Annotated in this window: 15 protein-coding genes; 10 read left to right on the top strand and 5 right to left on the bottom strand. The window is 39.8% G+C overall.

Features of this window, described 5'->3' with window-relative positions; translation table 11 throughout:
- Positions 1-2: 2 nt before the first annotated feature.
- Entirely contained in the window at positions 3-1,085 is a 1,083-nt protein-coding gene (locus ACPZ3T_RS28145; RefSeq protein ID WP_490272719.1) for a polyamine ABC transporter substrate-binding protein, read from the top strand.
- Here the strand turns inward: ACPZ3T_RS28145 and ACPZ3T_RS28150 are convergent.
- Positions 1,082-1,300, bottom strand: a complete 219-nt coding sequence (locus ACPZ3T_RS28150; protein WP_490272720.1) for a hypothetical protein — start codon at positions 1,298-1,300, stop codon at positions 1,082-1,084. The two genes, ACPZ3T_RS28145 and ACPZ3T_RS28150, sit on opposite strands and share 4 nt — an antisense overlap.
- Before the next feature lie 23 nt (positions 1,301-1,323).
- On the opposite strand from ACPZ3T_RS28150, the gene ACPZ3T_RS28155 reads away from it, so the two are divergent.
- A complete protein-coding gene (locus ACPZ3T_RS28155) occupies positions 1,324-2,214 on the top strand; it encodes an ABC transporter permease (RefSeq protein WP_490272721.1) in 891 nt (296 codons plus the stop codon).
- Between the two features lie 126 nt (positions 2,215-2,340).
- Here ACPZ3T_RS28155 and ACPZ3T_RS28160 read toward each other — a convergent pair whose 3' ends face one another.
- Both ACPZ3T_RS28160 and ACPZ3T_RS28165 read right to left on the bottom strand, forming a co-directional pair.
- Entirely contained in the window at positions 2,341-4,917 is a 2,577-nt protein-coding gene (locus ACPZ3T_RS28160) for a chloride channel protein (RefSeq protein WP_490277397.1), read from the bottom strand.
- Between the two features lie 183 nt (positions 4,918-5,100).
- Positions 5,101-6,411, bottom strand: a complete 1,311-nt coding sequence (locus tag ACPZ3T_RS28165; RefSeq protein ID WP_490272722.1) for a TldD/PmbA family protein — start codon at positions 6,409-6,411, stop codon at positions 5,101-5,103.
- A gap of 138 nt (positions 6,412-6,549) precedes the next feature.
- On the opposite strand from ACPZ3T_RS28165, the gene ACPZ3T_RS28170 reads away from it, so the two are divergent.
- Positions 6,550-6,738 (top strand): hypothetical protein, encoded by a 189-nt coding sequence (locus ACPZ3T_RS28170; protein ID WP_490272723.1) that lies wholly within the window; start codon positions 6,550-6,552, stop codon positions 6,736-6,738.
- Here ACPZ3T_RS28170 and ACPZ3T_RS28175 read toward each other — a convergent pair.
- On the bottom strand, positions 6,735-7,598 hold the full coding sequence (locus ACPZ3T_RS28175; protein WP_490272724.1) for a Tab2/Atab2 family RNA-binding protein: 864 nt from the start codon (positions 7,596-7,598) through the stop codon (positions 6,735-6,737). The genes ACPZ3T_RS28170 and ACPZ3T_RS28175 overlap by 4 nt on opposite strands.
- Before the next feature lie 102 nt (positions 7,599-7,700).
- On the bottom strand, positions 7,701-7,907 hold the full coding sequence (locus ACPZ3T_RS28180; RefSeq protein ID WP_490272725.1) for a hypothetical protein: 207 nt from the start codon (positions 7,905-7,907) through the stop codon (positions 7,701-7,703).
- Positions 7,908-8,073: 166 nt separating this feature from the next.
- Here ACPZ3T_RS28180 and pedR point away from each other — a divergent pair, with 166 nt between their 5' ends.
- The 7 genes from pedR (at position 8,074) to ACPZ3T_RS28215 (ending at position 14,135) form a co-directional block, all read left to right on the top strand.
- Complete coding sequence (gene pedR, locus ACPZ3T_RS28185) at positions 8,074-8,337, top strand: photosynthetic electron transport-dependent transcriptional regulator PedR (protein WP_490272726.1); 264 nt, start codon at positions 8,074-8,076, stop codon at positions 8,335-8,337.
- 189 nt (positions 8,338-8,526) lie between these two features.
- On the top strand, positions 8,527-8,709 hold the full coding sequence (locus tag ACPZ3T_RS28190; RefSeq protein ID WP_490272727.1) for a hypothetical protein: 183 nt from the start codon (positions 8,527-8,529) through the stop codon (positions 8,707-8,709).
- A gap of 146 nt (positions 8,710-8,855) precedes the next feature.
- Entirely contained in the window at positions 8,856-9,518 is a 663-nt protein-coding gene (locus ACPZ3T_RS28195; protein ID WP_490272728.1) for a DUF6391 domain-containing protein, read from the top strand.
- A gap of 55 nt (positions 9,519-9,573) precedes the next feature.
- Complete coding sequence (locus tag ACPZ3T_RS28200; RefSeq protein WP_490272729.1) at positions 9,574-10,575, top strand: glycosyltransferase; 1,002 nt, start codon at positions 9,574-9,576, stop codon at positions 10,573-10,575.
- A 13-nt stretch (positions 10,576-10,588) separates the two neighbouring features.
- Entirely contained in the window at positions 10,589-11,548 is a 960-nt protein-coding gene (locus ACPZ3T_RS28205) for a 1-aminocyclopropane-1-carboxylate deaminase/D-cysteine desulfhydrase (protein WP_490272730.1), read from the top strand.
- 112 nt (positions 11,549-11,660) lie between these two features.
- Positions 11,661-13,424, top strand: coding sequence for a GmrSD restriction endonuclease domain-containing protein (locus ACPZ3T_RS28210; protein WP_490272731.1), 1,764 nt, complete (start codon positions 11,661-11,663; stop codon positions 13,422-13,424).
- Between the two features lie 261 nt (positions 13,425-13,685).
- Positions 13,686-14,135, top strand: a complete 450-nt coding sequence (locus ACPZ3T_RS28215; RefSeq protein ID WP_490272732.1) for a hypothetical protein — start codon at positions 13,686-13,688, stop codon at positions 14,133-14,135.
- Positions 14,136-14,155: the final 20 nt, after the last annotated feature.

Genomic DNA, 14,155 nt, shown 5'->3' on the forward strand with positions numbered 1-14,155 from the left:
TAATGACTAAAAGACGCAATTTTTTACAAGGATTAACAGCACTATCTACTTTATCTTTAGCTAGTTGTGGCTGGAGATTAGCTGATGTACGCGCTTCTACTAGTTCTGGACGCACCGACCAGTTATATTTATATACTTGGACACAATATGCTGATCAGGAATTATTACAAACTTTTAGAACTCAAACGGCAATGAAGGTATTGGTAGATACCTATGAATCGAATGAGGTGATGTTAGCTAAATTATTAGCGGGAGGTGGTGGTAGTTATAGCTTGATTTATCCATCTGATTATATGGTGCAGAAGATGGTAGACAAGAATTTATTAATAGAATTAAACCACGATCGCCTGATTGGTTTAGATAATTTATTACCTCAGTTTCAAAATCCTAGTTACGACCCAAAAAACCGTTATAGTATTCCTTTTAATTGGGGAACAACAGGCTTATTATATAACTCCGAAGTCCTCAAACAAGCACCAGAAGACTGGGGTTATCTCTGGGACAATAAAGAGTTACTTTATAAGCGCATGACATTATTAAATGATGTGCGGGAAGTTATGGGTGCAGTATTGCGAATGTTGGGTTATTCCTACAACTCACAAAACGAGAATCAAATTAAACAAGCTTATGAAAAATTAAAGGAATTAAAACCAGCGATCGCATCTTTCGATACTGATGCTTGGCAAAATCAAATTTTAGCAGGTGATTTGGTTTTAGCAATGTGTTATTCTGCCGATGCCATTAGAATCAGCAAGGAAAACCCCAAGTTAAAATATGTAATTCCTCGTAGTGGTTCATCACTATGGACAGACACAATGGTAATTCCTAAATCAGCACCAAATATAGATGGTGCTTATGCTTGGATGAACTTTATTTTACAACCAGAAATAGCAGCTAAAATTAGCAAAAGATTAAAAATTGCTACCCCAAATAGTGGAGGATTTGAACTGTTACCAAATGAACTCAAAAATAATCTTAATTTATTTCCGCCAAAAGCAATTTTAGAAAAATGTGAACGACTCAGTCCTTTAGGACAATTTGAAGCAATTTATGAACAATATTGGACACGATTAACCAGCAGTTAAAATAATTCGTAATTCGTAATTCGTAATTCGTAATACCCTACGGGTACTCTGCGAGAACGCCTTTGGCGAACGCGTAGCGTTCTCGCAGAGTAGCAAGCTACGTAATTCATATTAATTATCATTGGGGATAAAAAATATAATCTACCTTGTCTACCTTGTCTAACTTGTCTACCTTGTCTACCTTGTCTACCCATGCCCCATGCCCCATTCCCCATTCCCCATTCCCCATTCCTAAAATATGTCTACCAAAATTCGTAATTTTGAAAACCTAGAATTAAATCGCCACGGATTTAATTGGCTGCAACCTTTAACATTACTTGCACCTGCTGGTGTTTGGTTATTATTGTTATTAGTACTACCAACGCTGATTATTTTTCAGTTAAGTTTAGTCCCGGATATTCGACCAGGTGATCTAGTCAACCCAAGTGGATTTGATAACTATATTCGCATTTTTGATCCTCTATACTTAAAAGTAATTGTGCGATCGCTATTTTTAGCAGGTAGCACGACAATTGTCTGTTTAATTCTGGGTTTTCCTGTTGCTTATTGGATTGCTCAAATTGCGCCGCAACGTTGGCGAAACTTATTATTGTTGGGTTTTGTTTTACCTTTGTGGACTTCTTCCCTACTGCGTTCCTACGCTTGGATTAGTATTTTACGTCCGACGGGTTTATTAAATACTCTGCTGAGTAATCTAGGCTTACCCACTTTACAATTACTCAACAGTGTGCCATCTGTATTAATTGGCATGAGTTACAGCTTATTACCCTACATGGTGTTAATTTTATATGCTTCCCTAGAAAAATTAGATAAGCGTTTACTAGAAGCAGCCGCAGATTTAGGGGCAAATCCCGTCCAGGCTTTTTGGAAAGTCACAGTCCCCCAAATTTTACCAGGAATCATGGCTGGTTCTTTGCTGGTGTTTATTACAGGGTTAGGAGATTTTATTGATCCTGAGTTGCTGGGTGGGAGTTCTAGTATGACGGCAGCGCGGTTAGTTTATATGCAGTTTATTGGAGTTACTCAAAATTGGGGATTTGGTTCAGCGTTGAGTACGACTTTAATTTTAGCAGTGAGTGTGGCGATCGCTCTACTGATTAGAGTTGGTGAAGCTACACCTAAACAGTGAAAGGGAACGGGGAACGGGGCATTGGGCATTGGGCATTGGGCATTGGGCATTGGGCATGGGGAATGGGGAATGGGGCAGAAAAATTCAAAATTTACGAATTACGAATTACGAATTACGAATTACGAATTACTCAATCGCGCCTCTGACTAATATAACTGTACTATTAACATTAGAGGCGATCGCTTCTGGGATGTTACCTTGAATTGCTTGTTGTAATAAGCCTTCACGGGAAGCACCTAAGACTACCACATCAAAACTTTCATTCTCCACTAAGGTAATTACCCCCTCAGCTACAGAATCAGCTTGCACGGGAGTAGCAATCACTGTACTAGATAATTGGCGGCGGCGCATCAGTTGGCGGATGGCTTGTTCAATAACCGTCATATCTGGCTGGAACTCAAATGGTTTAAACACCCGTGTTAAACAAATTTGGGGATGATCTCCCAAGGTGACTAAAGCTGGTAATAATTTAATTGCTATCCTAGCGTTAGGGCCTCCAGCCATCGGAACTAGCCAACGGTTAAAGGCGTGTTGACTCTCGCCTAGTTTTACTAATACTACATCACAGGTGGCTTGACGGATGATCGTATCTACGACATTACCGAAAATTCGGCCGGGGGTGGAGGTGTTACCTTTCCAACCCATGAGAATTAAGTCTATGTGATGTTCGTTGATGGTTTCTAAGATAGCTTGGGCGGAGTCATGGGCGACGCGAATTTGGGTATGTAGGGGAATGTGCCATTTTTTAGCTAAGACTTCCGCTTGTCTGAGGAGACGACGACTTTTAGCAGTTCTGACAGAGGTTTCCGAGGGGGGACTGTGGCGGGATACTAAGATAACTTGCACACATTCTATTTCATAGTGGCGATCGCGGGCAATGGCGGCGGCCATTTCTAATAATATGCCTGCGGTTTCGGGGTTAGCGACGGGGACTAATAATCTACCTCTGCCAATGCTGGGCGATCGCGTTTGGTAAACTACATAGGAAGGCTCTGGTTGTGGCCCTGGGATCAGGTTTTTACCATTGAGATGATCTGCTTCAGCGCGAATGATATCCGCACGGGTGATAATCCCAATCAGTTTTTTCCCCTCTACGACTGGTAAGCGACTCAGTTGATATCTATCTAGTAGATACAATACATTACTTAAGCTGTGTACAGGTGTCACCGTCATGGGATTGGCGGTCATAATCTTTCTCAGGGAGGTATCCTTTTTTACATGGCGATTTTGGATTTTTGTTAAATCTGATTGGGTAACAATTCCTACGAGTTTGTTATTTTCCACCACTGGGAAACCCCGATGATGGGAAGTAGAAAAGGCTTGTGTGGCTTCTTCTAAAGTCATATCTGCATCTAGAGTTTCTACCCGTTGTTGCATCACATCTTTGGCGGTTAGCTCACTTAAAACCCCTTCTACAGAAACTTCTTTGCTCAAGGTGATACCATTGAGTTGCAATAGCTTTTCGTACAATGAACCCGGAAATACTTTATCTGCTACTAAATAAGCCGTCACTACCACAATCATTAAAGGTAGCACCAGATTAAAATCAGTAGTCATTTCAAATACAATCACAATAGCGGTGATTGGCACTTTAGAAACTGCACTAAAAAATCCTCCCATTCCAGCCAAAGCATAGGTTATGGGCGCACCTTGATCTAAAATCTGCTGTGAAAATACCCCTACCAAATGCCCCAAGACCGAACCTAAAATTAAACTAGGTGCAAATAACCCGCCAGGTGCGCCCGAACCAAAGGCTACTAGGGTGAGGAGAAACTGACATACAAACGCGATCGCTGCTATGCTAGGCTGTAAATCACCTGTAACAATATATTCTCGTAAACCCGTATTATCTCGAAAATAAGCCGGCAAAAAAGAGACAACAAGCCCAGAAATTAAGCCGGCTAAAGCCATTCTCAAGGGTAAAGTAATATGCAGTCGTCGATAAAGTTTGATACTAAAAATCAAGCCTCGATTGAATAATGCTCCCAGTAACCCCGCCAAAACACCCAACATCAAAAAAAAAGGGATTTCAGTAAAGTAAAATCCACTTGAATAATTCATCAATTCAATACTTAAATTAAAACTGCCACCACCCAATAACCGCGACACCACCCCACCAATAAACGCCGCGATAATGGCAGTTCCTAAAGTCAGTCCCGATAAATCTTGTAATAATTCCTCAATAATAAATAATACACCAGCAATCGGAGCATTGAACGCCGCCGCCAACCCTGCCCCCGCACCAGCCGCAATCATTTGCCGACGATGGTCAGGAGAAGTAGGCACTAAGCGGCTCATCCCCGCCGCCAAAGCTGCTCCTACTTGCACGGTTGGCCCCTGTCTACCGAGAGTCATCCCTGAACCTAAGACAATAATGGCACTCAGAAGCTTGACAAATGCCACCCGCCATGATAATTTCATCGGCACATTAGCCAAAGTCGCCTTGACTTGGGGAATACCACTACCTGCGGCCTCTGGTGCTAACCTTTGTACCAACCAGCCAGCAAAAAACCCCAGACTCATCCCTACCAATGGTAATGCTAACCACACAGGTAAAATCTGGGGTACTTGTACTCGCAATGCGCCCAGCGAACCAGAACCAACTTTGAGAAACACGGCAGATAATGCCGCCACTACCCCGATAATACAAGCTTCTGCGATCGCTAGACCTTTTCTCGGCTGCAACCAGCTACGAAAGTGCATAATAATTCGTAATTCGTAATTCGTAATTCGTAATTCGTAATGGGCTTCGTTTCGCTTCTGGAGCGAGACGCTACGCGTAGCTTGCTTCCACAAAGTGGTAAGCTAACGTAATTCATAATTTGTTAATTGGCATTAAAGATCAAAAAATCAATTAATTTTGAATTTTGAATTTTGAATTTTGAATTAATTATTTCTCCCCGTTGTTGATAGTCCTTCTACAATCAAAGATGGTGTGTAGCAAGAACCGTTCCAATCAGCATCATTACCTAATTCTACTTGTTTGAGGGCGGCGTAGATGTTACCTGCCACCATCGTATCTTTAATACGTCCGATAACTTCACCTTTACGGACACGATAACCTAATTCGATGTTGATGGAAAAGTCACCGGAAATACCGCCACCACTGCCTAGCATTTGATCGATAATTAAGCCATCATCCATTTGTTGAATTAACTCTTGTAATGATGCCTGACCGGGTTGGATGAGGAAGTTAAATAAACCGGGGGTGGGATAGCTGCCTAAAGTCGGACGGAAACCATTCCCGGTTGTACCTGTTTCCAGTTTGCTGCCAGTGGTGCGATCGCAATAATATTCCTGTAATATACCTTTCTCTACAAATACTAATGGCTTTGTGGGTGTCCCCTCATCATCAAAAGGACAACTGTAAGGCCCCGCTTGGGGGTCTTGATAAAGGGTGATATGAGGATCTATTACTTGTGTCCCTAGCCGTTCTGCCCAAGGGGAAGCTGATTCTAGTACCCGCTTACCATTTAAAGCGGCTTGGGCTGTTCCCCAGAGCATATCAGCTGCTTTAGCAGTAAACAACACCGGCACACGACGATTAGGGGATGAAACGTTATGTTTAGCCCAAATCAATCTTTGTAAAATTTGTTCGGCTAATTTCTCTGGCTCTAAAGTATCACGCTGGGTTTGACCATCAGCGACACTTAAAAAATCATCCCCCCGCACCCACTCGGCTGACAGATAACAGCTTAGTGTAGTATCAGTGTAATAACAATCTAAACCTTGACTATTAACCAATCTTGTGCTTTCAGTATCACATTCCCAATCACTATTACAGACGACATCTGGATAAACATCACGGATAATAGCGATCGCTTCCTTACCCCAATTCACCAACACATCCATAGGTACAGATGTACCCAAATCGGGATAATTGGGCTGAAAATCCCTAACTAATTCTAAGACTTCTGGTGGGTTAAGTTGGCTGAGGGCGATCGCTCTTTCCACCATCAATTGTGGCTGCACAGAACCATAAGCTACCGTGAGTCCTGGACGACCATTGCACCATAGCCGTAGTGCTGTGCCTTCAGATTGACTAGTTTCTAGCTGTTTGAGCCGATTAGCCTCAAAAAAAACCGGGCGAGAAAGCGATCTTGACTGATATACCTCAGCTGCTTCCGCTCCCGATTTGATAGCTAACTCCAGCAGTTGTTCTGCTAGTGTATCCTGTGACAAATTTTCAGAACCCATGACCCTCGGTGAATTGTGGATTTTGGATCGTGAACCGCACATCAACGCAGATCATTATCCCAAATCATTAGCTATATATCCGCGTAAATTAGCATTTGCCAAATTCGCAATGCACACGGACGCAGATAATTATCCCAAATGATTGGTGTTTCTCAGCATTTATTAGGGAATAGGGTGCAGGGGGCAGGGGGGCAGGGGGGGGCAGGGGGCAGGGGAGCAGGGGGCAGGGGGCAGGGGGCAAGGGGAGACAAGGGGGACAAGGGAGACAAGGGAGATTTTTACCCCAATGCCCAATGCCCAATGCCCAATTCCCCATGCCCGCATTAAACCACATTCATCTCTTGTAAAAGCCAAAATCCAGCGAAAGCTTCCGCTTCAGGATCAGATTGCACCCCTAGAAAATGTACTCCATTAGCTTGTTGCTTGGCGGCTTCAAAACCTTTGGCTTCCGCGAGGGTGGTGGGATTTTTGATATTGGCTAAAATCCAACTTTCTGTAGTACCAGTTTCTAAAACTAATCTCGTGCCTTGCTTGCTATCAATCCTCAAAAATGCTAACTCTAAACCAGACATCCAACCAGCCAAGGGTAAGGCTCTCGGTGAAAAAATCAAGATGCCAGGAATGCGGGTTTCTGGTGATAATTGTGCCAACTCTAAAGGAAAGGCTTCACCAAAACCAATCTCCCACTCTGGCATCTCAGCTAACTCCCCAGCAGATAAGGAGACAAATACCCATTGTTGCCCTTCTAAAGCATCAGGTAATCTTTGAGGTAAAGGATTTTCCAAACGCACTGAAGGATTTGTTCCTCCTTGATAGCCAGGCTCTTGGGGATAAACCTCATCCATACGCTGTTGCAGCCATTGGTTCAGTATCAAAGTCCGACGGCTAGACAGGGCAGGAACACCCAAATCTTCGCAAGCTTTGATAATCATATTATTCATTTGGCGGCGGAAAAAGCGAATTTTGATAGGTGCTTCCCCAGCTTTATCTATTGCCTCCTGTAATGCTGTCCGTAACCAACCTGAGTTCACCTGTGTACTAGGACAATATTTTGCATACCGGAATAAAGAATCTAAGTTTGTGCGGATATCTAAAGGGCTTTCACAAACCAAGACTTCCCAAACTTTTTTTTGATTTTCGTCCAAAATCGGACGCGAGTAAAAATCTATTTCCCAAATACTACCCATGTTTTGCCGTAAAAATCTGGCGAGTTGATATTTTGCTTATACTCCCACTCTACCCCTTTGGGGCAATTCAAAATTCAAAATTCAAAATTCAAAATTCAAAATTCAAAATTCAAAATGGGCATTGGGCATTGGGGTAAAAATCTCCCCTGTCTCCCTTGTCTCCCCTGTCTCCCTTGTCTCCCCTGTCTCCCCTGTCTCCCTTGTCTCCCTTGTCTCCCTTGTCTCCCCTGCCCCCTGCCCCCTGCCCCCTGCCCCTACGTATTCTCCGAACTGAGTAATTAAGCGTACATAGTTAAAAACTAGTGACATTTAATATAAGTGATGTAAAATTAGCGCAATTATCATTCATTACAAAAAGGAAAAAAATATTGTTAATCGTATTGCAGTTAACACTTCCAATCCCGACAGCCAAAAGAATCTTCTAGAATTAAAAAGAGTGATTAAGTACATATACCAAGGGAGGATAGAATAGCTCATGGCTGGTGGCGAGTCTCAGACCCCTGTTAGTCTGTCAGACAGAGAACTGCAAATTATCGACTTAGTGGCCGCTGGCTTAACTAACCAAGAAATTGCAGCAAAACTGGAAATTAGCAAACGCACAGTTGATAACCATATCAGCAACATTCTCGACAAAACCCGAACTGAAAACCGAGTGGCTCTTGTTCGCTGGGCTTTACAGTGGGGTAAGGTTTGCCTGAATGATGTTAATTGTTGTCCTCTACCTAACCCAGACGAATAACCTACTTGTAGACGCTTTCAAGTGCATCTAGCATGGCAATGAATTTCGTCTGGCATCCAGCATCGCTGATTTTGACAGATCATTAGATCATTGTTTTCTCCTCACCCATTTTTTGTGAATCTCTAGCGCAAGTCTCACAAAGGTCAAAATCCAGCAGAACGTAAAACTTCTCTGTTTAGTTATTTTGGGTTGCTATTTTCCCCCGTTGGTACAGTTCCTTACAAAACTGTGCCAACGGGTAATTTTGCTGTATGTCAATATGGGGTGTGGGGAGTGTGGGGAGTGTGGGGAGTGTGGGGAGACAAGGGAGACAAGGGAGACAAGGTAGACAAGGTAGACAAGGGAGAACTTGTTTTAGGAGTTAACTGTTAAATGTCAACAGACATCAATCAACATCACAGGATATAATTTGCTAGTCCATAATCAGCTAACAACAAAAATTAGCAACAATTCTCTGCCTCAGACGCTACATTGGTAAGAAATCTATTTTGCTCCATAACTTGGGAAGCGATGTTTCTATGAATACTTCTGCTGATTTTATTGATAACTCATCTCCCTTTGATTTTTTGAGTTTTGATTTTATAGCACCTCAACCAACACAAGATACTGACTTACTTAACCAGTTGTCTTTTATACCTGGTTTAAAAGAGATTTTAATGGTGCGCCAAGTTCACGCTTTGGAACACGCTACTGTTTGGATGTTAAGTGAAGTGAAAAACACTCTGTCCCCTACAGCAAGACCAAGTAAAATTCAAATTGATGACGAATTATTAGGTGGCTTGTCTACAGATCAGGGGTTTTATCTCTATGGAGAAGTAAATATCAGTGATTTGCGGCGCGCCGTTACTGTGGCTCTACACCGCCTTACTCATGGCGAATGGGATTTGGCTCTACATCCTCGTTGTGGTACAAATTTATCAGTAGCTATGTTATTAACTGCTGGCCTAGCTGTAGGTGTAAATCTGATTTTACCACTGCGGCCTGTTGAGCAATTGATTGGTTTGGGATTGGCAGCTACTACAGCCTCAGAACTTGCACCAGATTTAGGTTTAATTGCTCAACGATATATTACCACTGCTATTCCCTTTAACTTGGTGGTAGAAAATATTACTGTTTCTCGTGATGTTTGGGGTCGTCAGGCGCATTTTATCAAGGTAAACTGGCAGGAAAATAATTTGTAATTCGTAATTCGTAATTCGTAATTCGTAATTCGTAATTCGTAATTCGTAATTGGTAATGCGAAAACTTTACTTTTTAGTTCCAGGCACTACTGGTAAATTTGCTTGTGGTGGTTTGTGGGCAGAGTTGAAAGCTGTTAAACTTGCTCAACGGGTTTGTAGTGCTGAGGTGGTGACTTATCGGCAACGGGAAACAGATAAGTTATTTTTAGATGATCTGTTGCAAGATTCTAGTTTAGATGATGTAATTTTTGTCATTAGCTGGGGATTTGATATAGCTAAATTAGCGAAAAAACTCCAGTCATATAATGTTGTTTATCATGCCCACAGTGCTGGTTATAAGTTTAGTTTACCTGCAAGTATTCCTATAATCACTGTTAGCCGTAATACAATGGGTTATTGGGGACAAAAAGCACCCAATTCTATAATTTATTATTTGCCTAATGAAATTAGTGATGAATTTAAAAATTTATATTTAGAACGAGATATTGACGTACTGGTGCAGGCGCGAAAATCTTCTGAATATTTGCTAAAACAACTAATTCCCACTTTGCAACAAAAATGTAAAGTTGAGGTAGTTAATTCTTATGTAGAAGATTTACCTGGATTATTTAATCGAGCCAAGGTTTATCTTTATGACTCGGCTGAATATTGGGCGCAACAGAATGTAAGTGAAGGTTTTGGGCTACAACCAATGGAAGCTATGGCTTGTGGTTGTCAGGTTTTTTCTAGTATCAATGGTGGACTTTCAGATTATTTAGATCCTGGATTTAATTGCTATAAGATTGCTGGATATTCAACAGAGTACGATGTTGACAGGATTTTAAAGGTGATCAATTCTCCTATATCACCTACTGTATCTGAATATTTTTTTAGTGAGTATCGACAGGAAAATATTATTAAGCGTCTGCAAATAATTATTGCAGAAGTAAATCAATTCTTTGACCATAAAAAAAATTATCAGAGTAACATTCCCAGTTTGAGTAGATGGCGTTTATTTAAGCTGTTGATACAGAGAGTAAATAGCAAGTTTCGTAAAAAATATTTTCAGGGTTTATGAACTTAAGATAGTGATGGAATTAGGCTATTTAACTGGAGTATCAAACCCAATACTCGATTTTATTCCACCTCCCACGCAGCAAATCAACAGCGAGATTTTTCGTAATGCTGGGGTGGAAGTATCTGTATTGCGTCTTGATTTAATGCACCCTTGGGTAAATGGTAATAAATGGTTCAAGTTGAAATATAACTTGTTAGCAGCTAAAGCACAAAATTACACCACAATTCTCACTTTTGGTGGTGCTTATTCTAATCACATCTATGCAACGGCGGCGGCTGGTAATCTTTTGGGTTTTCGGACTATTGGTGTAATTCGGGGTGAAGAAAGGCTACCGTTAAACCCCACTTTAAGTTTTGCTGTGGCACAAGGGATGCAGTTAGTCTATGTTGATAGGGAAACTTACCGTCAACGAAACACACCAGAATTATACGCAGACTTACGCCAGCGTTTTGGGGAAGTTTTTATCATTCCTGAAGGGGGTTGTAACCTGAATGGTGTGCGGGGATGTACAGAGATATTGTCTGATGTTATGGCAAACTTTGATACTATTTGTTTAGCTTGTGGGACTGCTACTACTTTAGCTGGGTTGATACTTTCGCTACAACCAAAACAGCGATCGCTTGGTTTCCCTGTGTTAAAAAATGGTGAGTTCCTTAAACATGATATCACTAAACTACTTACCCAATACCTCGCTTCTGGACTACCTACACCATCTAAAAATCCTGGTTCTTGGGAATTAGTCTGTGATTATCACTTTGGGGGTTATGCCAAGGTAAATCATGCTCTTGTATCATTTAGTCACGAATTTACCGAAATTCACGGTGTCCCTCTTGATTACGTATATACCGCAAAAATGCTTTATGGTGTGATGGATTTGATACGTAATGGACAGATGAAGGGCGATCGCTTGTTACTAATCCATACAGGCGGTTTACAGGGAAATCAAGGTATTACAGCACGGTTACAAAGGTAATTTACATTAGAGTAGCCACTTTGCTCAATATTAGGTTAACTTGGTATGGAATTTTACTACCAATAACGTAAAATTAACCAACTTTATTCAACATTGAGCAAAGGTAAACTTCATGTCTACATACACTGATCGTATTAATCCCAATGATCTCAGTATAGGTCACTATTTGGAAAATCTCCTAGACAGAAAGTATCAAATCCCTACTTTTCAAAGAGATGTTGTTTGGGAAAAAGATAATGTTAAAAAGCTATGGGATAGTATTTATAAATTTTATCCTTTAGGCAGTATATTAATTTGGAAAACGAAGACCAAATTGGAAAGTCATCGAGAAATTGGTGGTCTTCAACTGACTGATAATTATTATTCTAAAGAGTACCAATATATTTTAGATGGACAACAAAGAACAACCGCCCTATTAACTTCAATATATGGAGGAAAAATTGCTGATAAAGAAAATTTTGATCCGACTTTATATATAGATTTAACGATTGAACTCACAGATGTAACTGATGATATAAGTTATACGAAAAGATTTTTATTTTGGGATGAAATAGATGATAAGGATGGTCAATGGAGAGTTAATTCTGGTAAAAAGAAAGTCTATGAGCAAGGATTAATTATCAAACTTCAAGATATTAAACACAAGTATGATAGTATAGACAAACGTCTTTATGAAAATGGTTTTATTGAATTTGACCATCCATATAGACAACAATTGAGAAGAATTAGGCAAATTTTTGATAATTACAGACTTTCTTTTATTGAATTACGAGGTATTGAAGTCGCTGAAGTTTGCCAAATATTTGAAAGAATTAATCAAGCTGGAAAGCCATTAAATATATTCGATATTGTAGTCGCTAAAACTTTTCGCCCCAGTGTCCCAGAAAATAAAAACTCTGGTTTTTATCTACGAGAGTTGATTACTAGTTTTAGAGAATCTATTGCTGCAAGTCAATATACCAGTATCGATGATTGGACAATACTACAAATGTTAGCTGTAGTAGTAAAAATTTCATTTCCTGAAGCGGGAGTACAAAATATTACAGACAGATATCTCAATGAGTTAAAAACAGAAAATATTGAAGCTGTGTGGAGTAATTTTCAAACAGCTATGACAAAAACTTTTGATTTTTTTGATAACTGTTTACATCTCAAGGGTACAAAGTTAATTCCTTATCGATATTTATATTTGACGATAACAGCATATTTTTATCGTAACAGTAACCCCAACTATAATTTTTTAGAAAAATATTTTTGGTATTACAGCTTCCACAATGATGATTTATTGACTAATACAACTCATCTGTGGCAGCATATCGCATTTCTTAACCATGAAAAAACATATCATGATTTTTCATTTAATCCCTTTCAAATTGATAAAAATCGTCTACGACAATCTACATATAGTTCTAGAGGTAGGTTATCAAGGGCAATATTATCACTGTATGCTAACCAGAGGCCAAAAGATTGGTCAAAACCTCACAAAGATGTTTTATATGATGTTTATTACCTGTTAACAGATAAGCCAAACTTACATCATATATTTCCTATGAATTTTATGAAACAAAGTGGTCTAGCAACTTCAATAGAATGTGATAGTTTGATGAATATTGCCTATCTTTCACAAATTACTAATTTGAAAATCAGTGATAAAAATCCCTTAGATTATCTCAAAGAATACGATTGCCTAGGTTTAGAAGTCGTGCTGTCTTCACATCTCATACCTAATATTATTCTTGAATGGTCAAGAAGTGATAAATTACCTGAAGCAGCCTTAAGTATCTTTATTGAAGAAAGAATCAATATTGTATTAGACACGTTAAGGCAAAAATTAGACAGTATCATATTTAACGTTTTTGACCTAGTAAACCACTGAAATGAAGTGATACCATTTCTGCATGAAGCAACAATCACAGGATGCTTAAAAAATGCAGCTTCATAAAGGATTGGTATTACCCTATAAAATCACATAAAATCCTATAGCTAAATAGATTTTGGGATGACATGATACATACATATCAACCTTGAACAAGTCAGTTAAAACCAAATAATTAATTCATCGATGATAACTTAAAACATTGGTTTTCAAGGAAAGATATTTACTTTGTTCTCTACTTATTTATAGAGGTAATAGACAATGATGAATACTTTCGTTCGTAGAACTATTAGTACAAAATTAGCTGTTATTAGTGCGATCGCACCATTTTTCTTCGCTACATCTCCTACATCTGCTCAACAAAGCAACCGAGGCAGAAATTGTCGAGGAGTTTATGTCAAAGCTAACAACAATACAGGTAAACAAATTAAGATTATTGGCTTACGATATTCCAATATTAACGCTTATACCAAATTGGGTGAATGGAAAGTAGAATTTACCCGCAATCAGGTGATTCCTAATGGACAACCGTGGCAAACTACCAGAAATTTAGAAGGCGTAAATAACCTGCCTACCCAAATCAAAATACGATATCGGACTCTCAAAAGAACGACTAGAAGAGGCGCACCCGTGTGGGGTTTAAAAGTTCATGAAGTGTTATCTTCAACAAAAGTTTGTACCAGAGGTCAGCAGTATGAGATAAATATTTAGATAAAGCAAAGCATCATTAA

This window comes from Aliinostoc maniaoense (genome assembly GCF_058172895.1).

Coding starts and splice junctions, on each gene's coding strand:
- ACPZ3T_RS28170 (WP_490272723.1), top strand. CDS start 6,550: ATGATTGGTGTTTCTCAGCATTTATTAGGGAATAGGGTGCAGGGGGCA.
- pedR (WP_490272726.1), top strand. CDS start 8,074: ATGGCTGGTGGCGAGTCTCAGACCCCTGTTAGTCTGTCAGACAGAGAA.
- ACPZ3T_RS28150 (WP_490272720.1), bottom strand. CDS start 1,300: ATGGGGAATGGGGCATGGGGCATGGGTAGACAAGGTAGACAAGGTAGA.
- ACPZ3T_RS28160 (WP_490277397.1), bottom strand. CDS start 4,917: ATGCACTTTCGTAGCTGGTTGCAGCCGAGAAAAGGTCTAGCGATCGCA.
- ACPZ3T_RS28205 (WP_490272730.1), top strand. CDS start 10,589: ATGGAATTAGGCTATTTAACTGGAGTATCAAACCCAATACTCGATTTT.
- ACPZ3T_RS28210 (WP_490272731.1), top strand. CDS start 11,661: ATGTCTACATACACTGATCGTATTAATCCCAATGATCTCAGTATAGGT.
- ACPZ3T_RS28165 (WP_490272722.1), bottom strand. CDS start 6,411: ATGGGTTCTGAAAATTTGTCACAGGATACACTAGCAGAACAACTGCTG.
- ACPZ3T_RS28175 (WP_490272724.1), bottom strand. CDS start 7,598: ATGGGTAGTATTTGGGAAATAGATTTTTACTCGCGTCCGATTTTGGAC.
- ACPZ3T_RS28155 (WP_490272721.1), top strand. CDS start 1,324: ATGTCTACCAAAATTCGTAATTTTGAAAACCTAGAATTAAATCGCCAC.
- ACPZ3T_RS28195 (WP_490272728.1), top strand. CDS start 8,856: ATGAATACTTCTGCTGATTTTATTGATAACTCATCTCCCTTTGATTTT.
- ACPZ3T_RS28180 (WP_490272725.1), bottom strand. CDS start 7,907: ATGTCACTAGTTTTTAACTATGTACGCTTAATTACTCAGTTCGGAGAA.
- ACPZ3T_RS28215 (WP_490272732.1), top strand. CDS start 13,686: ATGATGAATACTTTCGTTCGTAGAACTATTAGTACAAAATTAGCTGTT.
- ACPZ3T_RS28145 (WP_490272719.1), top strand. CDS start 3: ATGACTAAAAGACGCAATTTTTTACAAGGATTAACAGCACTATCTACT.
- ACPZ3T_RS28200 (WP_490272729.1), top strand. CDS start 9,574: ATGCGAAAACTTTACTTTTTAGTTCCAGGCACTACTGGTAAATTTGCT.